This window comes from Streptomyces sp. SID12488, assembly GCF_010548275.1.
In the GTDB taxonomy this organism is placed as follows: Bacteria; Actinomycetota; Actinomycetes; order Streptomycetales; family Streptomycetaceae; genus Streptomyces.
This window is the reverse complement of the sequence record NZ_JAAGLT010000004.1, coordinates 113,150-138,841: the sequence shown is the minus strand read 5'-3', so window position 1 is coordinate 138,841 and position 25,692 is coordinate 113,150. Positions and strand designations below refer to the sequence as shown.

General features: G+C 67.7%; 19 protein-coding genes. 6 read left to right on the top strand and 13 right to left on the bottom strand.

Annotated features, from left to right (window positions below; genetic code table 11):
* Positions 1–144: 144 nt before the first annotated feature.
* The 3 genes from G3I56_RS08765 to G3I56_RS08755 all read left to right on the top strand — a co-directional run bounded on the left by G3I56_RS08765 (position 145) and on the right by G3I56_RS08755 (position 3,269).
* Positions 145–1,218, top strand: a complete 1,074-nt coding sequence (locus G3I56_RS08765; protein WP_164408513.1) for an AAA family ATPase — start codon at positions 145–147, stop codon at positions 1,216–1,218.
* Positions 1,215–2,324, top strand: a complete 1,110-nt coding sequence (locus G3I56_RS08760; RefSeq protein WP_164408324.1) for a ParB/RepB/Spo0J family partition protein — start codon at positions 1,215–1,217, stop codon at positions 2,322–2,324. Before G3I56_RS08765 ends, G3I56_RS08760 begins: the two co-directional genes overlap by 4 nt.
* A gap of 327 nt (positions 2,325–2,651) precedes the next feature.
* Positions 2,652–3,269, top strand: coding sequence for a GNAT family N-acetyltransferase (locus G3I56_RS08755; protein WP_164408323.1), 618 nt, complete (start codon positions 2,652–2,654; stop codon positions 3,267–3,269).
* Between the two features lie 94 nt (positions 3,270–3,363).
* Here the strand turns inward: G3I56_RS08755 and trxA are convergent, their stop codons facing one another.
* From trxA to G3I56_RS08720, 7 genes are all read right to left on the bottom strand, one after another.
* Positions 3,364–3,696 (bottom strand): thioredoxin, encoded by a 333-nt coding sequence (trxA, locus tag G3I56_RS08750; RefSeq protein WP_164408322.1) that lies wholly within the window; start codon positions 3,694–3,696, stop codon positions 3,364–3,366.
* A gap of 42 nt (positions 3,697–3,738) precedes the next feature.
* Positions 3,739–4,710: a thioredoxin-disulfide reductase gene (gene trxB, locus G3I56_RS08745; protein WP_164408321.1), complete on the bottom strand. Its 972-nt coding sequence runs from the start codon at positions 4,708–4,710 to the stop codon at positions 3,739–3,741.
* Between the two features lie 169 nt (positions 4,711–4,879).
* A complete protein-coding gene (locus G3I56_RS08740; protein WP_164408320.1) occupies positions 4,880–5,755 on the bottom strand; it encodes a hypothetical protein in 876 nt (291 codons plus the stop codon).
* Positions 5,752–6,462 carry an RNA polymerase sigma factor SigM gene (gene sigM, locus G3I56_RS08735; RefSeq protein ID WP_164408319.1) on the bottom strand — a complete coding sequence of 237 codons (711 nt, stop codon included), beginning with the start codon at positions 6,460–6,462 and terminating at the stop codon, positions 5,752–5,754. Before sigM ends, G3I56_RS08740 begins: the two co-directional genes overlap by 4 nt.
* A gap of 25 nt (positions 6,463–6,487) precedes the next feature.
* Positions 6,488–8,206: a protein kinase family protein gene (locus G3I56_RS08730; protein ID WP_164408318.1), complete on the bottom strand. Its 1,719-nt coding sequence runs from the start codon at positions 8,204–8,206 to the stop codon at positions 6,488–6,490.
* A 118-nt stretch (positions 8,207–8,324) separates the two neighbouring features.
* On the bottom strand, positions 8,325–10,580 hold the full coding sequence (gene murJ, locus G3I56_RS08725; RefSeq protein ID WP_164408317.1) for a murein biosynthesis integral membrane protein MurJ: 2,256 nt from the start codon (positions 10,578–10,580) through the stop codon (positions 8,325–8,327).
* A gap of 51 nt (positions 10,581–10,631) precedes the next feature.
* Positions 10,632–13,022 carry a DUF6049 family protein gene (locus G3I56_RS08720; RefSeq protein ID WP_164408316.1) on the bottom strand — a complete coding sequence of 797 codons (2,391 nt, stop codon included), beginning with the start codon at positions 13,020–13,022 and terminating at the stop codon, positions 10,632–10,634.
* Between the two features lie 219 nt (positions 13,023–13,241).
* Here G3I56_RS08720 and G3I56_RS08715 point away from each other — a divergent pair, with 219 nt between their 5' ends.
* On the top strand, positions 13,242–14,684 hold the full coding sequence (locus tag G3I56_RS08715; protein WP_164408315.1) for a CCA tRNA nucleotidyltransferase: 1,443 nt from the start codon (positions 13,242–13,244) through the stop codon (positions 14,682–14,684).
* A gap of 105 nt (positions 14,685–14,789) precedes the next feature.
* Here G3I56_RS08715 and G3I56_RS08710 read toward each other — a convergent pair whose 3' ends face one another.
* From G3I56_RS08710 to G3I56_RS08695, 4 genes are all read right to left on the bottom strand, one after another.
* The gene (locus tag G3I56_RS08710; protein ID WP_164408314.1) at positions 14,790–15,239 is read right to left on the bottom strand and encodes a hypothetical protein; all 450 of its coding nucleotides are present in this window, start codon (positions 15,237–15,239) and stop codon (positions 14,790–14,792) included.
* A gap of 116 nt (positions 15,240–15,355) precedes the next feature.
* Complete coding sequence (locus G3I56_RS08705; RefSeq protein WP_164408313.1) at positions 15,356–16,618, bottom strand: MFS transporter; 1,263 nt, start codon at positions 16,616–16,618, stop codon at positions 15,356–15,358.
* Between the two features lie 106 nt (positions 16,619–16,724).
* A complete protein-coding gene (locus tag G3I56_RS08700; protein WP_164408312.1) occupies positions 16,725–17,807 on the bottom strand; it encodes an inositol-3-phosphate synthase in 1,083 nt (360 codons plus the stop codon).
* 42 nt (positions 17,808–17,849) lie between these two features.
* Positions 17,850–18,536, bottom strand: a complete 687-nt coding sequence (locus G3I56_RS08695) for a PadR family transcriptional regulator (RefSeq protein WP_164408311.1) — start codon at positions 18,534–18,536, stop codon at positions 17,850–17,852.
* A 384-nt stretch (positions 18,537–18,920) separates the two neighbouring features.
* Here G3I56_RS08695 and G3I56_RS08690 point away from each other — a divergent pair, with 384 nt between their 5' ends.
* Positions 18,921–21,656 (top strand): transglycosylase domain-containing protein, encoded by a 2,736-nt coding sequence (locus G3I56_RS08690; RefSeq protein WP_164408310.1) that lies wholly within the window; start codon positions 18,921–18,923, stop codon positions 21,654–21,656.
* A gap of 153 nt (positions 21,657–21,809) precedes the next feature.
* Positions 21,810–23,318: a glycosyltransferase 87 family protein gene (locus tag G3I56_RS08685; RefSeq protein WP_203689478.1), complete on the top strand. Its 1,509-nt coding sequence runs from the start codon at positions 21,810–21,812 to the stop codon at positions 23,316–23,318.
* 82 nt (positions 23,319–23,400) lie between these two features.
* On the opposite strand, the gene G3I56_RS08680 is transcribed toward G3I56_RS08685, so the two are convergent.
* Together G3I56_RS08680 and femX are read right to left on the bottom strand one after the other, a co-directional pair.
* A complete protein-coding gene (locus G3I56_RS08680; RefSeq protein ID WP_164315897.1) occupies positions 23,401–24,435 on the bottom strand; it encodes an alanine racemase in 1,035 nt (344 codons plus the stop codon).
* 66 nt (positions 24,436–24,501) lie between these two features.
* The gene (femX, locus tag G3I56_RS08675; RefSeq protein ID WP_164408308.1) at positions 24,502–25,623 is read right to left on the bottom strand and encodes a peptidoglycan bridge formation glycyltransferase FemX; all 1,122 of its coding nucleotides are present in this window, start codon (positions 25,621–25,623) and stop codon (positions 24,502–24,504) included.
* Positions 25,624–25,692 lie beyond the last annotated feature (69 nt).

Here is a 25,692-nt window from a genome sequence, read left to right as displayed (position 1 = left end):
CACGGCATCATCAGCCGCGGCCGGGCCGCGGCCGCACCCCGCGACCGAAAGCCTCTCGGTTCACCCGGAGAGGTAACGGAGTTGTCCACAGAGGTGGATTTCTCCACAGAACACCAGGCCTCACTGGTTCACGACCCCGAAGGCATGGCAGGCTCTGTGCATTGCGAGCCTGAAGTCGAGGAGAGTGAATCCTTGCGGTCCAACGCCAACATCGCGGGACCGATGACCGATCCGGTCCCCGGTCCCCGAACCGAGTCGATTGGGGAGGATGTTTCACGTGAAACACCGCCCCCGATGGACGACACTCCCATCGGTCGTGCTGCCCAATTGGCGGTGGAGGCTCTGGGGCGGGCCGGCGAGGGCCTGCCACGGCCGGAGCGGACCCGCGTCATGGTGGTCGCCAACCAGAAGGGCGGAGTGGGGAAGACGACGACAACCGTCAACCTCGCCGCCTCGCTGGCCCTGCACGGGGCTCGCGTCCTGGTCGTGGACCTCGACCCTCAGGGCAACGCTTCCACGGCTCTGGGGATCGACCATCACGCCGATGTTCCTTCCATCTACGACGTGTTGATCGACAGCAGACCACTCTCGGAAGTCGTTCAGCCGGTCCCCGACGTCGAGGGCCTCTTCTGTGCACCCGCCACCATCGATCTCGCCGGTGCGGAGATCGAGCTTGTGTCACTGGTGGCACGAGAGAGCCGGCTCGAGCGAGCGATCCAGGCGTATGAGCAGCCTCTGGACTACATCCTCATCGACTGCCCGCCCTCGCTCGGTCTGCTGACGGTCAACGCTTTGGTCGCCGGTGCAGAGGTGCTCATCCCGATCCAGTGCGAGTACTACGCACTGGAAGGCCTGGGCCAGCTGCTGCGCAACGTCGATCTGGTGCGGGCCCATCTCAACCGTGACCTTCAAGTAACGACGATCCTGCTCACCATGTACGACGGCCGGACGCGCCTCGCGTCCCAGGTCGCGGACGAGGTGCGCAACCACTTCGGTGACGAGGTGCTGCGGACGAGCATTCCGCGCTCGGTCCGAATCTCCGAGGCGCCGAGCTATGGACAGACGGTGCTCACCTACGATCCAGGATCGAGTGGGGCCCTGTCCTACCTTGAAGCCGCCCGGGAAATCGCGTTGAAGGGTGTCGGCGTCAGCTATGACGCGCAGCACGCCCACATCGGCGCACAGAGCGAACAGAGCATCGTGGAGGGTATCCAGTGAGCGAGCGACGGAGGGGGTTGGGCCGTGGTCTCGGCGCACTGATCCCAGCTGCACCAACAGGAGACAGGCCGATGCCACCGGCGATGGGGGGCACCGCTTCCACGTCACCGGCGGCGGTCCCCGTACTTACTGCCGAGCGAGGAGTGGCCGCGGCGAGGGTGACCACTCTGCCGCCTGTTTCACGTGAAACAGAGGATGCCTCGTCGAACGAATTCAACGAATTCGGGGAGGTCCCGGCACCTCCCATCGGTGCTCACTTCGCCGAGCTGCCCATCGACTTCATCACGCCGAACCCGCGACAGCCGCGTGATGTGTTCGACGAGGACGCGCTGGCAGAGCTGGTCACCTCGATCAAGGAGGTCGGTCTCCTCCAGCCCGTCGTCGTCCGGCAGGTGGGTGCTACCAGCTACGAGCTCATCATGGGCGAGCGACGCTGGCGGGCCTGCCGTGAAGCGGGCCTTGAGGCGATCCCGGCGATCGTGCGGGCCACGGAGGACGAGAAGCTCCTCCTGGACGCGCTGCTGGAGAACCTCCACAGGGCTCAGCTGAACCCGCTGGAAGAGGCGGCGGCCTACGACCAGTTGCTCAAGGACTTCCACTGCACGCACGATCAGCTGGCGGACCGCATTGGCCGATCCCGGCCGCAGGTCTCCAACACTCTGCGTCTGCTGAAGCTCTCGCCTCCGGTTCAGCGCCGTGTCGCCGCCGGAGTCCTCTCCGCCGGGCACGCCCGGGCGCTCCTCTCCGTGGACGACTCGGAGGAGCAGGACCGGCTGGCTCACCGGATCGTGGCCGAGGGGCTCTCGGTCCGGGCCGTCGAGGAGATCGTGACCCTGATGGGCTCGCGGCCGACGGCGGCTACGAGGTCCAAGGGGCCACGTGCCGGAGCCCTGGTGTCTCCGGCACTCACCGATCTCGCCGGTCGTCTCTCGGACCGCTTCGAGACACGGGTGAAGGTCGACCTGGGACAGAAGAAGGGCAAGATCACTGTCGAGTTCGCCTCGATGGAAGACCTTGAGCGCATCCTCAGCTCTCTCGCCCCGGGAGAGGGTCCGGTTCTTCAGAAGAGTCTTCTGGGCGACGACTCCGAGGACTCGGAGGACTGAGACCTCAGGCGGCCGGGCGGTTTCCGTTCGATCGGCGGCCGGAGCGGGCTGTGCCCGGTGCACACCGGACACAGCCCGCTCTTTGCTTACAGGCGGTATCGATGCAATCGCTTCGTGGATACGATGCGTTCGGGATGGCGGATCCACCTGGCAGCACCTCTGAGTTGGGGAGGCGGGAGCCATGCGAACGGTGAGCCGCACCGGACTGGTGAGCGCGGGTCTGGGACTGGGCGCCGTCGGCGGGTTCGTCGGCAGTCTGCTCAGGGAACGGAGCGCACTGACAGCCGCTCGCGACGCAGCGGGCGAAGGAAGCGAGGAACAGCCTTCATGGGGCGTCGGCTCGTACCGCTCACGCTGGACAACCTTCAGGACCTTCCCAAGCGCTGTCGCGCGTGTGTCTTCTGGGAACTGGATCCCGTCAGCGGAAAAGCCGCGCTGAAGGCGGGGACATCCGCGCTGGAGAAGGAAGCGTGGATCTCGGCCGTTCTGCTCGACTGGGGTTCCTGCGGCCGTGTCGTCTACGTCGACGCCAACCCGGTGGGGTTCGTGCTCTACGCTCCTCCGGCTTACGTTCCCCGGTCCACGGCGTTCTCTACGAGTCCAGTCTCGCCGGACGCGGTGCAGCTGATGACCGCCTTCATCATGCCGGGCTACCAGGGGCAGGGACTGGGGCGCGTGATGGTGCAGACGGTCGCCAAGGACCTTCTGCGACGGGGCTTCAAGGCGATCGAGGCCTTCGGTGACGCTCGCTGGAAGGAGACGGCTTGCGTCCTTCCTGCGGACCATCTCCTCGCCGTGGGCTTCAAGACGGTGCGGCCCCATCCCCTGCATCCTCGGCTTCGCTTGGAACTGCGGACGACGCTCTCCTGGAAGGAAGACGTGGAGCTGGCGCTCGACCGGCTGCTGGGAGCAGTGCAGAAGGAGCCGGTGCTTCGTCCGCTCTAAGAACTGACACAAAGCGAGTGGGTAAAACGAGTGGGCCGACCCGAAAGGGTCGGCCCACTCAATGTTTCACGTGAAACATCTGCTGCTGCGTCGACTAGTTGCCGATGAAGTCCTCGAGGTCGCGCACGATCGCGGCCTTCGGCTTGGCGCCGACGATGGTCTTGGCGACCTCGCCACCCTGGTAGACGTTCAGGGTCGGGATGGACATCACGCCGTACTTGGCGGCGATACCCGGGTTCTCGTCGATGTTGAGCTTGACGACCTCGATCTTGTCGCCGTACTCGGCGGCAATCGCCTCGAGCGACGGCGCGATCTGGCGGCACGGTCCGCACCAGGCGGCCCAGAAGTCCACCAGGACAGGCTTGTCGTTCTTGAGGACGTCCTCGTCGAAGGAGTCGTCGGTCACGTTCTTCAGGGTGCCGGCCACAGGGGGCTCCTTAATTCGATGCTGCGGTGGGGCGAACGGGGATCAGACAGAGGTCTTCTCGGGCTCGGCCTGCTCCTCGCTGTCCGCCAGGGCGGCGAGAAAGCGCTCGGCGTCCAGGGCGGAGGAGCAGCCGGTGCCGGACGCGGTGATCGCCTGGCGGTAGGTGTGGTCGACCACGTCACCGGCAGCGAAGACGCCGTTGAGGCTGGTGCGCGTCGAGGGCGCGTCAACCTTCAGGTAGCCCTCTTCGTCGAGGTCCAGCTGCCCCTTGAAGAGTTCGGTACGCGGGTCGTGGCCGATCGCGATGAACAGCCCCGTCACGGCCAGGTCGGACAGCTCACCGGTCTTGAGGTTGCGCAGTTTCAGCCCGGCGAGCTTCGGGTCGCCCTGGATCTCCGCGATCTCGCTGTCCCAGACGAAGCGGATCTTCGGGTCGGCGAAGGCGCGCTCCTGCATCGCCTTGGAGGCGCGCAGGGTGTCCCGGCGGTGGACGATCGTCACCGACTTCGCGAAGCGGGAGAGGAAGGTGGCCTCCTCCATCGCGGTGTCGCCGCCGCCGATCACGGCGATGTCCTGGTCCTTGAAGAAGAAGCCGTCGCACGTCGCACACCAGGAGACGCCACGGCCGGACAGGGCGTCCTCGTTCGGCAGTCCGAGCTTGCGGTGCTGCGAGCCGGTGGCGACGATGACGGCCTTCGCCTTGTGCACGATGCCCGCTGTGTCCGTGACGGTCTTGATGTCACCCGTCAGGTCTACGGCGATGATGTCGTCCGCGACAAGCTCGGCGCCGAAGCGCTCGGACTGGGCGCGCATGTTGTCCATGAGGTCCGGACCCATGATGCCGTCCTGGAAGCCGGGGAAGTTCTCCACCTCGGTGGTGTTCATGAGCGCACCACCGGCGGTCACGGCGCCCTCGAAGACCAGCGGCTTCAGCGACGCGCGTGCGGTATAGAGCGCCGCCGTGTAGCCGGCGGGCCCTGAGCCGATGATGATCACGTTACGGACGTCGCTCACGGCGTGTTTCCTCGTTTCTGGACGGCTTCGTACGACCGGTGGGAGCCTCTCTCAGAACTCTCACCCCACCCAACGGATCCTACGGGGCCCGCATTCCCGCTGTGTCCGGGCACACAGGGGCGCCACCGGGTAGGGGAGACCGCGGAGGGAGGAGTCGAAGGGTCCGCGCTCAGGAACGCGCGTAGGACTGCGTCAGCAGAATCTCTGCCGGAGCGGCCGACGATTCCTGCACACAGGCCGAGTCGACGACGTAGGCAGTGACGCGGGTGTTGTCGCCCGCTGCGGGGAGCACTACGAGATAGGCGTCGGTGCCGTCGTAGGAGCCCTCCTTGACGCCGAGGACGGGCGTGCCGCTGCGACCGATTCCCTTGGTGATGCAGGGGGGGACCGACGGAACGTGCAAGGTGCTGGGGCCGCCCGTGGCCTGCATGCCCTCGATGTCAGAGCTCCTCTTGCCGCCCTGGCCCTTGAGGAGTTCGGCGACCTGGGTCTCGACTTTCTGCCCGGAGAACGTGCTCGTGCCCCCAGCCTCGGGCTGCTTGGATTCCTCGCCCAGTGAGGACATCAGCAGCGAGCCGAGCCCCAGAGCGGCAGCAGTGAAGACTGTTCCCAGGACAACGGTCCGGCGCCGTCCGCGTCGCGCACTGTTCTTACGCCCGGGCCCTCTAGCAGCGTGGGCGTGCCCGGTGGGGCGGCCTGTGGGTCGCTCGGCGGGAGTCGATGTTTCACGTGAAACATGCGCGCCCTCGGTCTCGCCGGACACGGCACCGGCAGCGCCGACCGACACCGGGGCGTTCAGCGGAGCCTCGGCGGCGAGAGCGGCGTCGATACGGCCGACGACGTCGTCCGGCATGTGCACAGGGCTCGGCATCGAGCCGAGGAGGCCGCGGATCTCCTCCAGGGAGGCGTACACGTCGGCGCAGAGGACACACTCGTCCAGATGCCGTCGTACGTCCGCGTTCCGGGACGGTGTGAGCAGGTCTTCGGCGAGGTCGGAGATCTCCGTGACGTCCGGGTGTCCGGCCGTGTCGGTCGTGGATGTCACGCTCGCCCACCTCCGCCCTTCACAGCAGCTGAATCGCTTGGCCCTGCATCCGTTGGTCCCGCTGCGGGTGGGACGGATGTCCCCTGCGTCCGGTTCCGTCCGTCACCCGATTCCTTGCCGCCACCGGCCTTTTCCGGCCGGAGATGGCTGAGGAGCGGCAGCAGTCTGGCTCTGCCTCGGGCGCAGCGGCTCTTCACCGTCCCGGTGGGGACGTCGAGGACGCGGGCTGCCTCCGCGACCGGGTAGCCCTGCATGTCCACCAGGACGAGGGCGGCGCGCTGGTCGGGCGGGAGGGTGCCGAGCGCCTCGATGAGCTGGCGGTGCAGATCGTTGCGCTCGGCCGGGGCCGACGCCGACTCGTGCGGTTCGAGCAGCTGCTCCAGCCGTTCGGTGTCGTCGACCGGTGAGGTCTTGCGGGACGCGGCTTTGCGGGCGCGGTCCAGGCAGGCGTTCACCGTGATGCGGTGCAGCCAGGTCGTGACGGCCGACTGACCCCGGAAGGTGTGGGCGGCCCTGTAGGCGGACACGAGGGCGTCCTGGACGGCGTCAGCGGCCTCCTCGCGGTCTCCCAGCGTCCGCAGGGCCACCGCCCAGAGCCGGTCACGATGCCGACGGACGATCTCACCGAAGGCGTCGGGGTCACCGTCGACATGGCGGGCGAGGAGGTCCTGATCGCTCACTCCGTCGAACGCGGCGCCTTCCGCCATGGGCCCCCTTCCCTTCGGTGGATCGTCAGCCCGTGAATTTGAGGTCTGTTATGGCCTGCTTGAAGCCCGCGTTGCTGAACGAGTCACCGGATGCATACGGCAGGGCGGTGAACCAGACCAGCACGTACTGGCTCTTCACGGGCTTGGCGACCGTGACCTTGGCGGTGGTGTCCTTGGTCGTCACCGTACCGAGCTTCGTCATCGAGGTCAGAGGGACCGACGAACTCGATGAATCCGTCGCGTACAGCGTGACCGTGGTGTGGTCTCCGCCGAAGAGGAGCCCTATTGAAGCGGCCGAGACCTCCTTGGCCGAGCCGAAGTCGTAGACGATGCCCACGCCGGGCTTGTACGCCGGGTTCATGTCCGGACCGTTTGTGTAGCTCGCGGTGCGCCAGTACGTCGAGCTGTCGTTGTCGTACGTCTTGTCCACGTCCCCCGGGTGCTGGGCTTTGCCCTTGGCGACGTACTCCTCCGCACCCTGGATCTTCAGCGTGGTGACCGGCTTGGCCTTGTCGGTGTTCTTGTCGTTGTCGTCCGGTGTCTGGGTCTGCTTGGTGTCGTCGGAGCCGCTGCGGTCGATGAGCGCGTCAGCCAGCTGCCAGCTCCCCAGGCCCAGCGCGGCGATCAGCAGCGCGGAAACGGCCCACTTGAGCGCCTTGCCCGTGCGGCTCTGCAGCGGGGGCGGCGGGGTGGGTAGGGGCTGGGTGAGGCCCGGGCGAGGCGCCTGGCGGCCGTACGAGCCCTGCTGGTACGTCGTGTGCTGGTAGTCGGGCGGGGCCGTGAACACCGGCTCAGGCGGGCGGATGCGGGGCATCTCGCCGATCGCCTTGACTAGTTCCTCGGGTGTCGTGCACGCGGACTCGTGGCGTGAGGCCGTGGCACCGTCGTTGGCGAGCGCGCGCATCGCGAGTTCCGACAGGCCGCGGTGGACTCCGGCCCGCACCTGGTCGGGCGCGATCAGACCGACACCCTTGGGCAGCCCCGACAGGCCGTAGGCGTCGCTCTCGTACGGCCAGCGCTGGGTGAGCGAGGCGTACAGCAGGGCGCCGACCGCCTCCGTGTCGGCGCGCTGCGGGGTGTCGGAAGTGATGCCGCGCAGGGCGGCGTTGACCGCGAGACCGCGGATGCGCCACTGGCCGGACGAACTCCGCAGGATGGTGCCCGGGGTCAGGCGCAGATGCGCGAGGCCCTCCCGGTGTGCGGCTGCCATGGCGGAGGCGATCTGGCTGACCATCTGGTAGGCGTCGTGCGCCTCCAGCGGGCCGGCGGCCAGGAGTGCGGTCAGCTCCGTCGCGTCCGGCAGCCACTCGTGGACGACGTACACGAGGTCGTTCTCCTCGACGGCGTCGAGGACCTGCACGAAGCGGGGGTCGCCGAGCAGCGCCGAGGAGCGGGCCGCGGCCAGCACGGAACGCGCCCGTGAGTGGTCCGCGGGCAGAATGTGCACGCCGACGGCGCGACGCAGCTTCTCGTCGACTGCGCGCCAGCTGCTGAATCCGTCCAGACGGGTGACGCACTCCTCCAGGCGGTAGCGCCTGGCGAGTTTGTGACCGCTGTGCAGTTCGGGCGGTGAGGCCTTTCCGGGACTCTCGGTCCCGCCGCTCCCCTGTGCCTCGTCGTTGTCCGTGTCCCGCTCCCGGTTCTGGGCCACGCCGTCGGCCGTGGACTCGTCCGCCTGCGCGGTCAACGGCTCGTCGCCGCTGTTGCCTGCCACGTCGACGGCAGCCGTGCTCCGTTCCGCCACCGTCGCTCCTGCCTCCCCATCCTTTGCGAGCTCTCCGACGCCAAACCCAATTGTGCCCACAGTCCGCCACTCTGCACGACACGCGGTGGCGGACGATGGTTGTGCGGTTTCCCTAGACTCATCGCCCCAGTCGCCCGCGCACCATACCCACCAGTGAGTTCAGTTCTTCAATGCGCATACGGCGGGCGGCGACGTAGAAGACGCCGAGCAGGACGGCACCGCCGCCGAGCAGGGAGACGAACGAGCCGCCGACGCCCTGGCCCAGAGTGTGGCCGATGCCGTAGCAGGCCGCGCCGCTGAGGAGCGCGGCCGGTACCGAGGCGATGGCCAGCCGGGCGTACGTCCGCAGGACGCGGGTGCCGTCGAGGTCGCCGCCGAGGCGCTTGCGCAGCCGGTTCCAGGCGACGCCGACCCCGATCGCATACGCGAGGCCGTACGAGGCGGCCATGCCGACCACGGCCCAGCGGGCCGGGAGCACGAAAAAGCAGAGGGCGGAGGCCGTCGCGTTGACGGCGGCCACGATCACCGTGTTGTAGAAGGGTGTGCGGGTGTCCTCGTACGCGTAGAAAGCGCGCAGGACGACGTACTGCACGGAGTAGGGGATCAGGCCGAGGGCGAAGGCCATCAGCATGAAGCCCATGTTGGTGGCCCCGGTGGTGCCCGAGGAGCCGAAGATCAGGGTGCACATCGGGATGCCGAGAGCCACGAGGCCGAAGGCGATGGGCACGATCGCGACGGCGGTGGTGCGCAACCCCTGGGAGATGTCGTCGCGGACCGCGCCGCCGTCGCCCTCGTGGGCCGAGCGGGCCAGCCGCGGCAGCAGGGCGGCCATCAGGGAGACTGTGATGATGGCCTGCGGCAGACCCCAGACGAGCTGGGCGTTGGCGTAGGCGGCGAAGCCGGTGCCCTTGACCTTCGGGTTCTCTCCGGTGGCGGCGGTGGCCAGCTGGGTGACGACGAGAGCGCCCGCCTGGTTGGCGAGGACGAACAGAACCGTCCACTTGGCGAGCATCGCGGCCTTGCCGAGGCCGTGGCCCCGCCAGTCGAAGCGCAGCCGCATCCTGAAGCCGGTCTCGCGCAGATATGGGATCATCGCGAGGGCCTGGACCACGAGGCCGAGCAGTACGCCGATGCCGAGAAGCCGCTGGCCCTCCGGCGGGATGGTCGTGACCTCCATGCCGGAGTCCGCCGCGCTGCCGTACACCCAGATGAACATGCCGAGGGTCACGATGATGACGACGTTGTTCAGGACCGGCGTCCACATCATCGCGCCGAACTTCCCGCGCGCGTTGAGGATCTGCCCCATCACGACGTGGATACCCATGAAGAAGATCGTGGGCAGGAAGTATCGGGTGAAGGTGACGGCGACCTCGTTGGCCGCCGGATCGTCGGCGATCTCCACCGACAGAGCGCGGACCAGCAGGGGCGCGGCGAACACCGCGAGCGCGGTGAGCACGCCGAGGGCCAACATGACGAGGGTCAGCAGACGGTTCGCGAACGCCTCGCCGCCGTCGTCGTCCTCCTTCATGGCGCGTACGAGCTGCGGCACGAAGACCGAGTTGAGGCCTCCGCCCACGGTCAGGATGTAGATCATGGTGGGCAGTTGGTAGGCGACCTGGAAGGAGTCGCCCAGCATGCCGAGGCCGAGGGCCGACACGATCAGCGCCGAGCGGACGAAGCCGGTGAGCCGGGAGACCATCGTGCCCGCCGCCATCACGGCGCTCGACTTCAGCAGGCCAGTGGCCCGACCGCCCTTCTTGGGGGCCGCCGGTGCTGGGGCGGGAGCGGGCGCTGCTTGGGGGGTGAGCTGCATCGTGGCGTCGGCCGCCGGGGCCTGGGCCCGCGGGACGGGAGCCGGCGAGGGGGACGGGCCGGGTACGACCGGAGATTCCGCGGGCCCCTGTCCGCCGCCCTGCTGCTGGTCCCGGAAGAGATGCGCGAAAGCGTCCGGCTCGTGCCGTTGCTCCCCGGCCTGGGAGACCAGGGCGTCGACGCCCACGTACTGGGTGGTGCGGGGATCGTCGCCGTACGGCAGGTACTGCGTGGCTCCGTCCGGCTCGGGGGCCGGGGTCTGGGCCCACACGTGCGGGTCGGGGGCGTACGGCGACTGGGCGGGCTGTCCGTAGAGCGGGGGCTGCGGCTGATAGGTGCCGGGCGGCGGCGGGGGATGCGCGGCGCGGTCGTAGAGCGCCTCGGCCACCGGATCCTGGGCGGAGAGGTCCTGGGCCCGGTACGGGTCCTGGGTGTAGGCGTCCTGGAGATACATGTCCGCGGGGGACTGCGCCGGCACCTGGCCGTCCTCGGGCGGCGGACCCTCGGGAGAGCCCGAGTCGCCCGCGCCCTGACCGCGGTCACCGTCGTACGGCGCGTTCATGGATTACCCCACCTCATCGTTCACCGGGCCCACCGGCCACGACGTCATCGCTCAACGGTCCACTCTCTCACCCGTCCCGGACGGGCCGGCGCTTTCCGGTGCGGTGTTCGGAGTCGGGTCACTCGGCTGCTCCGTGGCGTCTGCCCGCACCGCTGCGTCCGACTCCCCCTGAGGACGGCTCTCGGTGCCGTCGTGGTTCTCGTCGGCTCCGGCGTTCTCATCCGTGGTCTCGTCCTCGTGCCCGTTGCCGGCCTCCTCGGAGCGCCGGGCGGCGGCGCGCTTGCGCTGGGTGTACATGCGCAGGCCGGCCAGTACGAGCAGGAGGAAGCCGCCGCCGATTACCAGCATCGCCATGGCCGTGAACTCGGTGACCCGCACGTCGAAGGGCACAGCATCTCCGTACTTCTGACCGTCCTTCGTGTACAGCTGGGCGATCACTTGGATCGGGCCGTTGGCGTTGGACGACGTGGTGAACTTCACCGACTGGCTGTGCCCGCCGGAGACGGAGACGGGCTTCTCCTGGTAGTCGTTGCCACCGATCTTGAGCCGGGTCGGGTTCGTCGAGGTGACCCGCAGTACGAGGTTCTCGACCGGCTGGACGAGATTGTTCTGGACGGTCACCGGGATGGTGGCGCTGCCGCCGGAGAGCTTCGTCTCGGACTTCTTGATCAGCTTGACCTGCTCGGTCAGGTCCTTGAGGTACGACTCCACGCCGTTGCGGAAACTGTCGGCCGCAGCGGGCTCACCGCGCCAGGACGTGGACATCTCACGGTTGATGGCCCGTCCGAAGGGGGTCTCCACGCGGGTCTTGTCGGTAAGGATGATCTTGAATTTGTCGAGAATGCTCTGCGTGCCCGCGATACTGCTCTGCGAGCCCGGGGTCGTCGTGAACGCCGACGCCGGCAACTGCTGGCTGGCCAGTGCGGGGTTCGAGTACGCCGAAGGCACCTTGGTGGTAGCGCCCGGGTCCGGCTTGGTGTCGGCGGTCGCGGTGAGTTCCTGGGGCTGGGACCAGTTCGAGTTCTGGAGGGCGGTGATCGCCTCCGCCATCGTCTGGGCCTGGCTCGCGGACGGCATGCGCTGCGGGGCGACGACGACAGTGCGCTGCTTGTCTGTCTGGAGGGTGGTCGTCAGGCTTGTGGCCAGGAACTTCTGCACCGCGAGGGTGGAGCGGCCGGCATTCGTCATGTCGCCCTGGAAGGCCGTGGACAGTCGCGTGTCCGCGACGACCGCCGTGGTGCCGCCGCCGATGGGGCGGGCCGCGGAGGGCGTGTACGGCAGTTCGCCGGTCTCCTTCAGGCTGTCGCTGCGCGCGATCACCTTGTCGGCGCCCGCCGAGGTGGCGATCTTGACGATCGACGGGTCGAGCGCGCCGTTCACCGGCCACGCGAAGTCGGTGCTCGGCGTGACGTGGAGAATCGTCTCCACCGTTGTGGCGGCGACGTCCGTGGCGCTCTTGAGATGGCTCAGGCCTGTGACGTTCCTGCCGTTGTGCGCGATGGAGGCGAGGTCGGGGTCGGCGAAGGGGAGGGCGACGACTTCCTTGCCCTCCACGGCGTCCTGGAGTTCGGCGAGCCACTGCTTGGCGACCGCCTGACCGGTGCCGGGCGTACTGGTGTCGTCGGCGCCCTGGACGCCGTAGCTGCCGATCATCGCGTCGACGGAGGCCAGCAGGTCGGGGTCGATCACCCAGGTGACGTCGAGTTCCTTGCCCAGGGAGAGCATCTGCTCCAGGCGTCCGCCCGGGGAGATCTCCGCGGCGAGGTCGTCGTTGAGGAAGACGGGCGTCTGCTGCTCGCCGGGGCCGGTCTCCGCCGTCATGTGGACCGTGGAGATCAGCGGCCACAGATACGTCGTCCGTGTCCTTGTGTCCGCCTCCTCGGGCTGCCACGGCAGGAACGTCCGCTTGATTCCGAGCACCCGCTCGTACGGTTCGGCGGAGGTCTCGCCCGACAGTGAGACGCCGAGTTCGTAGACACCGTCCTGGCCGAGGTCCAGCTTGTCGACCGGAACGGAGATGGTGAACGGCTGGGCGACGCCCGGAGTGAGCTTCGAGAACTTCTCGACGTACTTGCCGCCGACCTCCGTCCCGTCGGCGCCCGATACGTAGTCGGTGCGCGCGGCGACGTCGTCGATCCCCGAGCGGGTGGTCAGCAGCTGGCCCACGCGCAGGTCCACATGGGCGTCCGAGACCGCACGCTTGCCCTTGTTGGTCACCGTGCCGGACACGGTCACCGTGTCCCCGTCCGTGGGGGCGCTGGGCGTGAGCGAATCGATGGAGACGACCACGGGGTCGGACCCCGCGGCATAAGCGGGCTGTCCGGCGGGTAGTTGAAGCAGACCGGCCAGCAGGGGCGCCCCTGTGAGCAGCACTCCGGCTCGCCGGAGCCACCGGCGCGCGGGAGAGGGAGTCAGCCCCGGGAAGTCTGCCGCCTCGGCCACGCGTTCGCCCGTCCCTCGTCGTCAGTGGTCGTCGGAATGTGCGTCCACGCATGGTAACGATGCGCGCTGAGGGGAAGTGCCGCGGACTGCTCCACAAGATCGTGGAACACCGGCCGGCTGTCCTCTATGTGCGCGTATTGACGGAGGAGTCCCCTGCGGAGTGCGTGGACGTTTTATGGAGGCGCGGGCCGTCGCCCGGGCCACGTAATCTTTTCTGTTGTGCCGAACGCCAACGAAGACAATGCCAGTGCCCTGAGTCAGGTGCAGCACCACGCGGTGAGTGAGCTGCTGCGGGTGGCCCCGGTCGCCGACGACCTTGCCCGCCGTTTCCAGGACGCCGGCTTCGCGCTCGCCCTGGTCGGCGGCTCGGTCCGGGATGCCCTGCTGGACCGGCTCGGCAACGACCTGGACTTCACGACAGACGCCCGCCCCGAGGACGTACTGAAGATCGTCCGGCCCTGGGCGGACGCGGTGTGGGAAGTCGGGATCGCCTTCGGGACGGTCGGGGCGCAGAAGGACGGCTTCCAGATCGAGATGACGACCTACCGGTCGGAGGCGTACGACAGGACCTCGCGCAAGCCCGAGGTGTCGTACGGCGACTCCATCGAGGAGGACCTCGTCCGGCGTGACTTCACGGTGAACGCGATGGCCGTGGCACTGCCGGAGAAGGTGTTCATCGATCCGCACGGCGGACGTGAGGACCTGGCACGGCGGGTGCTGCGCACGCCGGGCACGCCCGAGGACTCCTTCTCCGACGACCCGCTGCGGATGATGCGGGCCGCGCGGTTCGCCGCCCAGCTCGACTTCGAGGTGGCCCCCGAGGTCGTCACCGCCATGACCGACATGGCCGGCCGCATCGAGATCGTCTCGGCGGAGCGGGTACGGGACGAGCTGAACAAGCTGATCCTGTCCCCGCACCCGCGCAAGGGCCTGACGCTGCTGGTGGACACCGGCCTCGCCGACCACGTACTGCCCGAGCTGCCGGCCCTGCGCCTGGAGCGCGACGAGCACCACCGGCACAAGGATGTCTACGAGCACTCGCTGATCGTCCTGGAGCAGGCGATCGAGCTGGAGAAGGACGGCCCCGACCTCGTTCTCCGGATTGCCGCGCTGCTGCACGACATCGGCAAGCCGCGCACGCGGCGCTTCGAGGAGGACGGGCGGGTCTCGTTCCACCACCACGAGGTGGTCGGGGCGAAGATGACCAAGAAGCGGATGACGGCGCTCAAGTACTCCAACGAGCTGGTGAAGGACGTCTCACGTCTGGTCGAACTCCACCTGCGCTTCCACGGGTACGGCACCGGAGAATGGACGGACTCGGCGGTTCGCCGCTATGTCCGTGACGGCGGCCCCCTCCTCGACCGCCTCCACAAGCTGACCCGCTCGGACTGCACCACGCGGAACAAGCGCAGGGCCGCAGCGCTTTCGCGTGCGTACGACGGCCTGGAGCAGCGCATCGCCGAGCTCCAGGAGCAGGAGGAGCTGGACTCGATCCGGCCCGACCTCGACGGCAACCAGATCATGGAGATCCTGGGCGTCAGGCCCGGTCCGGCGATCGGGCAGGCGTACAAGTTCCTGCTGGAACTGCGGCTTGAGAACGGGCCGATGGAGCGAGAGGCAGCGGTGGCGGCGCTCAAGGAGTGGTGGGCCGAGCAGGGCTGAGGCGTGAAACGGCGCGATGTTTCACGTGAAACATCGCGCCGGAACAGACAGTGGGCGGTGTTTCACGTGAAACACCGCCCACCGCGCATGTGTGCTGTTGCTTGCTCAGACTTCCTTGAGGCAGAGCACGACGTCGTGGCTACTGCCCTGCTGGTAGTAGGCGATCGTCGAGTCCGTGACGGCCTCGCACTTGTCGGCGTCGCTGCTGTTGTCGAACTTCTGGACAACCTTGTACTGGGCGTCGCTGGAGGTGCAGCCGACTTCGTTGAGGTCGGGCTCCTTTTCCGTACCGTCGTTGTGCATGCACGCGCCCACGGACGTCGTCTCCGCGTCACTCTGACCGAAGTACCACTTGCCGCCGGCGATGGCTATCGCGACAACGATGAACACGCCTATGCGCAGCAGCTTCTTGCTGAAGCGGTTGGTCGGCGCGGGCGGCGGGACCGGAACTCCCTGGAACGGGCCACCCTGGTGCGGCGGGTACGGCTGCTGGGGAGCCGTCGGCTCGACGGGAGCAGGGGTGTTCGGGTTCTGGTCCTGTGGCGGAGTGGTCACTTCGGGGGTCCCCCTTGGGTATGGGTGCGCTTGGCGTGAAGTAAGACGCACGTAAATTACCGGGACCCACTGACAACTCTGTACCTCAGAGAGGCTCTGTGGCCTTCATGTGACACTTACCGACGTTCAAAGCGGGCCATAGTCATAGCAATTGCCCCGTAGATAACGGCGATCGTGACCAAGAGGGGCACCGAGCGGCCGTCGGAGGGCAGCATCAGGGCCGCCACCCCGGCCGCGCCGACGAAGGCGACGTTGAACAGGACGTCGTAGACGGAGAAGATCCGGCCGCGGAAGCCGTCGTCGACCGAGGATTGGACGATCGTGTCCGTAGCGATCTTCGAGCCCTGGGTGACGAGGCCGAGGACGAACGCCGCGATCAGCATGGGCACCTCGGCGAATGCCAGGCCGAGCCCGGGCACCAGGATCGCCGCCGCTCCGGCGCACACCACGATCCAGCCGCCGGGGCCGAACCGTCCGGCCGCCGACGGTGTCAGTACGGCCGCGACGAAGAAGCCCGCCCCGGAGATGCCCACGGCGAGGCCCAGCAGGGCCAGCCCGTCGTCGGAGCCGTCCGACCAGGCGTACCGGCAGAGCATCAGCACCATGACCGTCAGGGCGCCGTAGCAGAACCGCATCAGCGTCATGGCGGCCAGCGACCAGGCCGCCTCCCGGCGCCCGGGTGCGGCAAGGTGCCGTACACCTGCCGCCAGACCGCGCGCGGTGCCGGTGAGCGCCGCCCCCAGCCGGGGCTGCACCAACTCGGGTTCGGGGCCGAGTAGTTCCCGGTCGAGGCGGAGGGAGGCGAGCGACGCACAGAGGTAGAGGGCCGCGCCCAGGAGGACCACCGCGGCGTCCGAGCCGGAGGCGGCGATTCGTACGACGAAGGCGAGTCCGCCGCCCGCCGTGGCAGCCAGGGTGCCGGCTGTCGGGGAGAGCGAGTTGGCGATCACCAGGCGCTCGTCGTCGACCACGCGCGGCAGGGACGCCGAGAGCCCGGCCAGGACGAAGCGGTTGACGGCGGTGACGCAGAGAGCGGAGACGTAGAAGAGCCAGTCGGGGACATGGCTCAGCATCAGGACAGCCGTCACGCAGGCCAGCAGGGCGCGCAGCAGATTGCCGTACAGGAAGACCTGTCGGCGCCGCCAGCGGTCCAGCAGGACGCCCGCGAAGGGGCCGACCAGGGAGTACGGCAGGAGCAGAACCGCCATCGCGGAGGCGATCGCGGCCGGCGAGGTCTGCTTCTCCGGCGAGAAGACGACGTACGCGGCGAGTGCGACCTGGAAGACGCCGTCGGCGCCCTGGGAGAGCAGCCGTACGGCGAGCAGCCGCCGGAAGTTGCTCAGACGCAGGAGTACCCGCAGGTCACGCACGACAGCCATGGGGCACAGCCTCACATACGAGGAGGGTCCCCGGGCGGATGACCCGGGGACCCTCGACGGGCAGGAGCGACAAGCCTGTTGGGGCTCGACCGGCGCTGGACTCCGCTCAGCGCTCGACTTCGCCCTTGATGAACTTCTCGACGTTCTCCCGTGCCTCGTCGTCGTAGTACTGGACTGGCGGGGACTTCATGAAGTAGCTCGACGCGGAGAGGATCGGGCCGCCGATGCCGCGGTCCTTGGCGATCTTCGCGGCACGCACGGCGTCGATGATGACGCCGGCGGAGTTCGGGGAGTCCCAGACCTCCAGCTTGTACTCCAGGTTCAGCGGGACGTCGCCGAACGCGCGGCCCTCAAGGCGGACGTACGCCCACTTGCGGTCGTCGAGCCAGGCCACGTAGTCCGACGGGCCGATGTGGACGTTGTCGGCGCCCAGATCGCGGTCGCGGATCTGGGAGGTGACGGCCTGCGTCTTGGAGATCTTCTTGGACTCCAGGCGCTCGCGCTCGAGCATGTTCTTGAAGTCCATGTTGCCGCCGACGTTCAGCTGCATCGTGCGGTCCAGGACCACGCCCCGGTCCTCGAACAGCTTCGCCATCACGCGGTGCGTGATCGTGGCGCCGACCTGCGACTTGATGTCGTCGCCGACGATCGGGACGCCCGCCTCGGTGAACTTGTCCGCCCACTCCTTGGTGCCGGCGATGAAGACCGGGAGGGCGTTGACGAAGGCGACCTTGGCGTCGATGGCGCACTGGGCGTAGAACTTCGCCGCGACCTCGGAACCCACGGGGAGGTAGCAGACGAGGACGTCGACCTGCTTGTCCCTGAGGACCTGGGTGATGTCGACCGGGTCCTGGTCGGACTCCTCGATGGTCTCGCGGTAGTACTTGCCGAGCCCGTCGAGGGTGTGGCCGCGCTGGACGGTCACGCCCGTGGAGGGGACGTCGCAGATCTTGATGGTGTTGTTCTCGGAGGCGCCGATGGCATCCGCGAGGTCGAGACCGACCTTCTTCGCGTCGACGTCGAACGCGGCGACGAACTCCACGTCACGGACGTGGTACTCCCCGAACTGCACGTGCATGAGGCCCGGGACCCTGGCCGCCGGATCGGCGTCCTTGTAGTACTCGACTCCCTGTACCAGTGACGCGGCGCAGTTGCCCACGCCGACGACGGCTACGCGAATGGAACCCATTCGGTTGCTCCCTGTGTGTACGAGTGAGGACCTGAGCGGCCCTCACGTGGCGGTGTCGTCGGACGGACCGGTCCGGGAGTCGTCCTCCCGGGACCGGGGCAGGCCGCCCGACGCTCCAGATGTGGTGTCCTGCGAGTCGGGCTCCCCGGAAACGGCACCTTTGAGGTCCCGACCGGCCCGCTCGCTCTCGATGAGCTCGTTCAGCCAGCGCACTTCGCGCTCCACGGACTCCATTCCGTGGCGCTGGAGCTCAAGGGTGTAGTCGTCGAGGCGCTCCCGGGTGCGCGCCAGAGAGGCGCCCATTTTCTCCAGACGCTCCTCCAGCCGACCGCGGCGACCCTCGAGCACGCGCATGCGTACATCGCGGGACGTCTGTCCGAAGAAGGCGAAACGAGCGGCGAAGTGCTCGTCCTCGTACGCGTCCGGGCCCGTCTGTGAGAGCAGCTCCTCGAAGTGCTCCTTACCTTCCGCCGTCAACCGATAGACGATCTTGGCGCGGCGCCCTGTGAGCGAAGCGGCGACCACGTCCTCGGGCGCACTGCCAGGCTCCTCGATCAACCAGCCGCTCGCGACCAGCGTCTTGAGGCAGGGGTACAGCGTGCCGTAGCTGAAGGCGCGGAACACACCCAGTGACGTATTGAGTCGTTTGCGCAGCTCATAGCCATGCATCGGGGACTCGCGGAGCAGGCCGAGGATGGCGAACTCGAGGATCCCGGCACGCCGGCTCATCGTCGCCTCCCTTCTCCCACGGTCCCACCGTGACGGTCTCCGGCACTGTTTATGCCGAGCTGATGTATCGACTCGATACATCTAGACGATAGAACGGCCCTGCGCATGCGACAAGAGGGGAGGTCGTGAACGGGATCACATCACCGATTCGTAGGAAGCAAGTTGCCTGGTTTGGGGTGAACTTCGGGGCTGGGCGGGTTTTGACGGTGCGTAGTCTGTGCGCCATGCAGTCCACCGGGAACCGAGTGACGTTTGGGGACGTCGTCGTGCTCGGTGCCGTACGGATGAATGCGAACCCGGCCGCATCCGTACTTTGGGGGGACCGGAAACCAGTCGCCGTTTCCAGGCGCGCACGGATGCGCCTGCCCAAGGAGTAATCGTTCGATGAGCGAGCACCGTCGCAAACCGCCGCAGCCGCAGGGAGGCGGACGTGCCGAGGCCCGACGCGGCCCGTCCTCCGGCCGCCGCGCGGCGCCGCGAGGCGCAACCGAGTCTCCTTCCGACTCCTATGGATCGGATTCCTATGGGTTGGGTCCCTACGGAGCGGAAGGTGAAGTGCGCCAGTCCGGAGGCCGCGCCGAATCCCGGCGCGCCTCGCAGAGAAGTACTGGCGCACGTCGCAGAGAGCCCGAGGGCGGCGGACGTCGCGGTGGTCCCAACGGCCCGAACGGGCCCGGGCGCGGCAGAGGCCGTGCGGCGGGCCCTCCGCCCAAGAAGCGCTTCATCGACTATCCGCGCGCGGGCAAGTACGGAGTCGCCCGCTGGATGCCGTCGTGGCGGCAGGTGACGGGACTGTTCATCGGCTTCGTCGGCAGCCTGGTGGCGGTGGCCGGCATCGGCTACGCCCTGGTGGGCGTGCCGGACGTCGCGAAGGCCGCCAATGCCCAGAACAACGTCTACTACTGGGCCGACGGCAGCCAGATGGTGGCGACCGGTGGCGAGACGAACCGCCAGATCATCGGCTACGAGCAGATTCCCCCGGCGATGCGCTACGCCGTGATGTCGGCCGAGAACAAGACGTTCGAGACCGACAGCGGTGTCGACCCGATGGGCATCGCCCGTGCCCTGTTCAACATGGCCAAGGGTGGTCAGACACAGGGTGGTTCGACGATCACCCAGCAGTACGTGAAGAACGCCCGGCTGGACGACCAGTCGCAGACGCTCACGCGGAAGTTCAAGGAGCTGTTCATCTCCATCAAGGTCGGCACCAACGTCGACAAGAGGGAGATCATGGCCGGCTATCTGAACACCGCCTACTACGGCCGCGACTCCTACGGGATGCAGGCAGCGGCCCGCGCGTACTTCAACAAGAACGCCAAGGACCTGAACCCCAGCGAGTGCGCCTTCCTGGCCGCGGTGCTGAAGGGCGCCACGTACTACGACCCGGCCGGCTCGCCGTCCGTCGACCCCGTGAACGCCACCCCTGACGCCAACCGCAAGCGGGCCGAGTACCGGTGGAAGTGGATCCTCGACGAGGAGGTCAAGGACGGGCGCATGACCGCGGTCGAGCGCGCCAAGTACACGACCTTCCCGAAGATGCAGAACCCTCGTTCCAACACCGCGCTGAGCGGCCAGGTCGGTTACCTCGTCGACCTCGCCAAGGGCTACCTCATCAACAACACCGACAAGACCGGGATCACCGCCAACCAACTGCAGCAGGGCGGCTACTCGATCTACACGACCTTCGACAAGAAGAAGGTCCAGGCGTTGGAGAAGGCGGTCACGAATGTTCGCAAGGCGAACATCGACACCGACAAGCGGCCGAAGACCGACAAGTACGTCCAGTTCGGCGGGGCATCCGTCGATCCGACGACAGGCGCGATCAAGGCCGTCTACGGCGGTGAGGACGCGACCAAGCACTTCACCAACAACGCCGACACGACGGGCGCCCAGGTGGGCTCGACATTCAAGGCGTTCGTACTCGCCGCAGCGATGAAGTGGGGCGTCCGGGATCCGGATCTGGGGGCGACACAGGCACAGGACGAGCGGACCCAGGTCTCCCCCGACAGCATCTACAGCGGCAAGAACAAGCTGAAGATCAAGAACTACGACAACACGGTCTGGAAGGACAAGGACGACAAGGAGTGGCTGCAGCGCAACGACGGCGACGAGTCGTACAACGCGCCCAGCTTCCGGGTCGACCTGCGTGAGGCGATGCGGGTCTCCGCCAACTCCGCCTACGTCCAGCTCGGTATGGATGTCGGTCTGGACAAGGTCAGGGAGTCCGCCACCGACGCCGGCCTGCTCGACAGCAGCCTGGCCAGCGCCGACTTCCCGTCGTTCTCGATCGGTACCTCGGACCCGAGCGCGATCCGCATGGCAGGCGCCTACGGGACCTTTGCGGCCAGCGGCAAGCAGAACACTCCGTACTCGGTCGAGACGGTCACCAGTAAGGACGGCACGATCTTCGAGCACGAGAAGATCGCCAACGCCAAGCAGATGTTCACCGCCCAGGTTGCCGACAACGTCACCGACGTCCTCAAGACCGTGGTCGACGACGGAACGGGTACGGCGGCCCAGCTGCCCGGCCGTGAGGTGGCCGGTAAGACCGGTACCACCGACGGCAACAAGTCGGCCTGGTTCGTCGGCTACACCCCGCAGCTGTCCACCGCGATCAGCATGTTCCGGATGGACGACGACGAGACCAACAAGAACCGTGAGTTCCTGGAGATGTACGGCACGGGTGGCCAGGAGAAGATCCACGGTGCCTCGTTCCCGGCCGAGATCTGGCACGACTACATGGAACAGGCGCTCAAGGGCACGCCGGTGAAGGACTTCCCGACTCCCCAGCCCTACGGCGAGGTCGTCGACGAAGACCCGTTGCCGAGCCCGACGCCCTCTGTCACGGAGTCGGAGGAACCGCCTCCGCCGCCGAGCCCGACGCCTTCCGAGGAAGAGGTCGAGCCCTCCCCCTCGCCCTCGCCGAGCGAGAGCTGCGGCCCCTTCGACGTCACTTGTGATGACACCGGAGGGACCGGTACCGGTACCGATACGGGCGGCACGAACGAAGGCTCTACCGACGGTGGAGTGACATCCAGTCCCTCGCCCACGGAGAGCGACGAAGAAAGCAATGGCAACGCGAACGGCAACGGTGGCAACAACGGAGGCATCTTCGGCTGACCGAGCGGTTCGCCGAAACAGCGCCCAGCGCGGGTGTTTCACGTGAAACACCGATCCGATTCACGTTGTTTCACGTGAAACATGGGGCCGTTGCACCGACCAGGTGCGGCGGCCCTCGGCGTGTTCCTAGGTGCGTACGGCAGGATGTCGCCCATGCCCAGTGCAGAGACGACGCAAGCGAGCGTGCGCGAGCAGGACCCGGTACGGCCGACCAGGGACGACGAGATCGCCGTGGCCGGCAGTGAGCTGATCGGCGGCCCCATCGGACGGCGTGCCCTACTGGGGGCGTCCTGGTGGACTCCGGTACGAGTGGTCGCGCTCGTGGCGATCGGTATGTTCGCCCTCGGTCTGGTCCAGAAGGCACCCTGCTACAACGGCGGCTGGTTCTTCGGGGCCGGCACGCAGTACACGCACGCCTGCTACTCCGACATTCCGCACCTCTATCAGGGCCGCGGATTCGCCGACGGACTCGTGCCGTACTTCGACAAGATCTCCGGCGACATGGAGTACCTCGAATACCCGGTGCTGACCGGTGTGTTCATGGAGGTGGCCGCCTGGCTCACGCCCGGCAGCGGGACCATCCAGCACCAGGAGCAGTGGTACTGGTTCGTCAACGCCGGGATGCTGATGGTGTGCGCGGCGATCATCGTCGTATGCGTGTCACGTACGCACGCGCGGCGCCCCTGGGACGGTCTGCTGGTCGCTCTGGCACCCGCCTTCGCGCTCACCGCCACCATCAACTGGGACCTGCTGGCGGTCGCTCTGACGGCCGCCGCGATGCTGATGTGGTCTCGTGGCCGGTCACTCGCCTTCGGCGTCCTGCTGGGGCTCGCCACGGCCGCCAAGCTCTATCCCTTCCTGCTGCTGGGACCCCTGCTCCTGCTGTGCTGGCGCGCGGGCAAGTGGCGGCCGTTCGGTAAGGCGCTGGGTGGAGCAGTCGTCGCCTGGTTCGCGGTGAACCTTCCGGTGATGTACTTCGCCTTCGACGGCTGGTCGAAGTTCTACACGTTCAGCCAGGAACGGGGCGTCGACTTCGGTTCATTCTGGCTGGTCCTCGCCCAGCACTCGGACAATCCGTTCACCACTGAGACCGTCAACACCTTTGCGATGCTCCTGATGCTGGCGGCGGCCGCGGGCATCGCGGCACTCACGCTGACCGCCCCGCGCCGTCCGCGCTTCGCCCAGCTCGCCTTCCTGATCGTCGCGGTGTTCATCGTCACCAACAAGGTCTACTCCCCGCAGTACGTGCTGTGGCTGGTCCCCCTCGCCGTACTGGCTCGCCCGAAATGGCGGGACTTCCTGATCTGGCAGGCGTGCGAGGTCGCGTACTTCCTGGGGATCTGGATGTACCTCGCGTACACGACCAGCGGAGACGCCCACAAAGGCCTGCCCACCGAGGGCTACCAATTCGTCATCGGCGTCCACCTGGTGGGCACGCTGTACCTCTGCGCCGTGATCGTCAGGGACATCCTCATGCCGGAGCGGGACGTGGTGCGCCGGGCCGGCGACGACGATCCGTCAGGGGGCGTGCTCGACGGCGCGCAGGACGTCTTCGTACTCGGCCCAGCGGCTCATCCGCCGCGGCACGCCGCGCACTTCGACGGCCCGCAGGTGGAGTGGGGCAGTCAGCAGGTACAGGACGACGACGAACGTTCGCTCTGAGCGAACGCGGCTTGGAAGCGCCACGTTAAAGGCCGTACACGGACTCCGTGTACGGCCTTTCGGGCAACCCGCGCCAGGTAGGTCAGCGGTCGACGATCCGGTCGAACTGCGTGGTGGTGTGGCGCAGATGGGCCACCAGCTCCTCGCCGACCTTCGGCTCCCGGGCGTCCGCCGAGGGCACGAAGAGGATCGAGACCTGCATGTGCGGCGGCTCGGCGAACCAGCGCTGCTTGCCGTCCCAGACGAACGGGGCGAGATTCCGGTTGACCGTGGCGAGGCCGGCGCGGGCGACACCCTTGGCGCGCGGCATGACGCCGTGCAGGGCCTTGGGGGCCTCCAGGCCCACCCCGTGCGACGTACCGCCCGCCACGACCACCAGATAGCCGTCCGAGGCCGCTTTCTGCTGCCGGTAGCCGAAGCGGTCGCCCTTGGCCACGTGAGTGACGTCCAGGACCGCGCCGCGGTACTCCGTGGCCTCGTGGTCGCCCAGCCACAGCCGGGTGCCGATACGGGCGCGAAAGCGGGTCTGCGGGAACTGCTGCTGAAGTCGCGCCAGGTCCTCGGCCTTGAGGTGGCTGACGAACATGGTGTGCAGGGGAAGCCTGGCCGCGCGCAGCCGGTCCATCCAGCCGATGACCTCCTCCACGGCGTCCGAGCCGTCGGTGCGGTCCAGCGGCAGATGGATCGCGAAGCCTTCGAGGCGCACGTCCTCTATGGCGGCGTGCAGCTGGGGCAGTTCCTGCTCGGTCACACCGTGACGCTTCATGGAGGACATGACCTCGATGACGACACGGGCTCCGACGAGGCCGTGCACCCCGTCCACCGACGACACCGAGCGGATGACGCGATCAGGCAGTGGCACGGGCTCCTCGCCCCGCCTGAACGGCGTCAGGACCAGCAGGTCCCCGCTGAACCAGTCCTTGGTCCGCGCGGCCTCGTACGTCGTTCCGACGGCCAGGATGTCCGAGCCCAGTCGCGTGGCCTCCTCCGCCAGCCGCTCGTGCCCGAAGCCGTAGCCGTTGCCCTTGCAGACCGGGACGAGCCCCGGGAACTGCTCGGACACGTGCTTGTGGTGCGCACGCCAGCGCGCGGTGTCGACGTAGAGCGTGAGCGCCATGGCCGGGACCTGGAACCTTTCTCGTGGCTGCGGTGCATCAGTGGTGTGAAGGGGAATTCCGGTACATCAGCGGCGCGACATGTAGATGTCGAGCGCCTTGTGGAGCAGCTTGTTGAGCGGGAAGTCCCACTCGCCGAGATACTCGGCAGCCTGCCCACCCGTGCCGACCTTGAACTGGATCAGGCCGAAGAGGTGGTCCGTCTCGTCCAGCGAGTCGGAGATGCCGCGCAGGTCGTAGGCGGTGGCGCCCAGTGCGTAGGCGTCGCGCAGCATTCGCCACTGCATGGCGTTCGAGGGACGGACCTCACGTCCGATGTTGTCCGAGGCGCCGTAGGAGTACCAGACGTGCCCGCCGACGATCAGCATCGTCGCGGCAGCCAGGTTCACCCCGTTGTGACGGGCGAAGTAGAGCCGCATGCGGTTGGGGTCCTCGGTGTTGAGGGCCGTCCACATGCGTTGGAAGTACGCCAGCGGGCGGGGCCGGAAGTGGTCACGCAACGCTGTGATCTCGTACAGCCGCTGCCACTCCTCCAGGTCCTGGTAACCGCCCTGGACCACCTCGACACCGGCCTTCTCGGCCTTCTTGATGTTGCGGCGCCACAGCTGGTTGAAGTTCTGGTGGACCTCTTCCAGCGAACGGTTCGCGAGCGGTACCTGGTAGACGTAGCGAGGCTGTACGTCGCCGAAGCCGGCCCCGCCGTCCTCGCCCTGCTGCCAGCCCATACGACGCAGCTTGTCGGCGACCTCGAAGGCGCGCGGTTCGATGAAGTCGGCCTCGATGTCGCGCAGCCGCTTCACGTCCGGGCTCTGGATGCCCGCCTTGATGGACGTGGCCTCCCAGCGCCGGATGATCACCGGCGGGCCCATCTTCACGGAGAAGGCGCCCTGCTGCTTGAGATGCGCCAGCATCGGCTGGATCCAGTCGTCGAGATTCGGCGCGAACCAGTTGATGACCGGGCCCTCGGGCAGATAGGCCAGATACCGCTTGATCTTGGGCAGCTGGCGGTACAGCACGAGACCGGCGCCGACGATCTCGCCCGTCCGGTCGTCGAACCACCCGAGGTTCTCGGAGCGCCACTCCGCCTTGACGTCTGCCCAGGCCGGAACCTGCATGTGGCTCGCCGACGGCAGGCTCTGGATGTACGCCAGATGCTGCTCACGGCTGATCGTCCTCAGGGTCAGGCTCATTCCGGGCGCTCCTCGGGCTGGTGTGTCCCCATGGGTACAGGGGCTCCGGCTCTCGCGCCGAAGCCTACT

Excerpts from the sequence above, each read along its gene's own strand:
- G3I56_RS08765 (WP_164408513.1), top strand. The coding sequence starts at position 145 with ATGGCAGGCTCTGTGCATTGCGAGCCTGAAGTCGAGGAGAGTGAATCC.
- G3I56_RS08755 (WP_164408323.1), top strand. The coding sequence starts at position 2,652 with ATGGGGCGTCGGCTCGTACCGCTCACGCTGGACAACCTTCAGGACCTT.
- sigM (WP_164408319.1), bottom strand. The coding sequence starts at position 6,462 with ATGGCGGAAGGCGCCGCGTTCGACGGAGTGAGCGATCAGGACCTCCTC.
- murJ (WP_164408317.1), bottom strand. The coding sequence starts at position 10,580 with ATGAACGCGCCGTACGACGGTGACCGCGGTCAGGGCGCGGGCGACTCG.
- G3I56_RS08705 (WP_164408313.1), bottom strand. The coding sequence starts at position 16,618 with ATGGCTGTCGTGCGTGACCTGCGGGTACTCCTGCGTCTGAGCAACTTC.
- G3I56_RS08700 (WP_164408312.1), bottom strand. The coding sequence starts at position 17,807 with ATGGGTTCCATTCGCGTAGCCGTCGTCGGCGTGGGCAACTGCGCCGCG.
- G3I56_RS08695 (WP_164408311.1), bottom strand. The coding sequence starts at position 18,536 with ATGAGCCGGCGTGCCGGGATCCTCGAGTTCGCCATCCTCGGCCTGCTC.
- G3I56_RS08690 (WP_164408310.1), top strand. The coding sequence starts at position 18,921 with ATGAGCGAGCACCGTCGCAAACCGCCGCAGCCGCAGGGAGGCGGACGT.
- G3I56_RS08685 (WP_203689478.1), top strand. The coding sequence starts at position 21,810 with ATGCCCAGTGCAGAGACGACGCAAGCGAGCGTGCGCGAGCAGGACCCG.
- G3I56_RS08680 (WP_164315897.1), bottom strand. The coding sequence starts at position 24,435 with ATGGCGCTCACGCTCTACGTCGACACCGCGCGCTGGCGTGCGCACCAC.
- femX (WP_164408308.1), bottom strand. The coding sequence starts at position 25,623 with ATGAGCCTGACCCTGAGGACGATCAGCCGTGAGCAGCATCTGGCGTAC.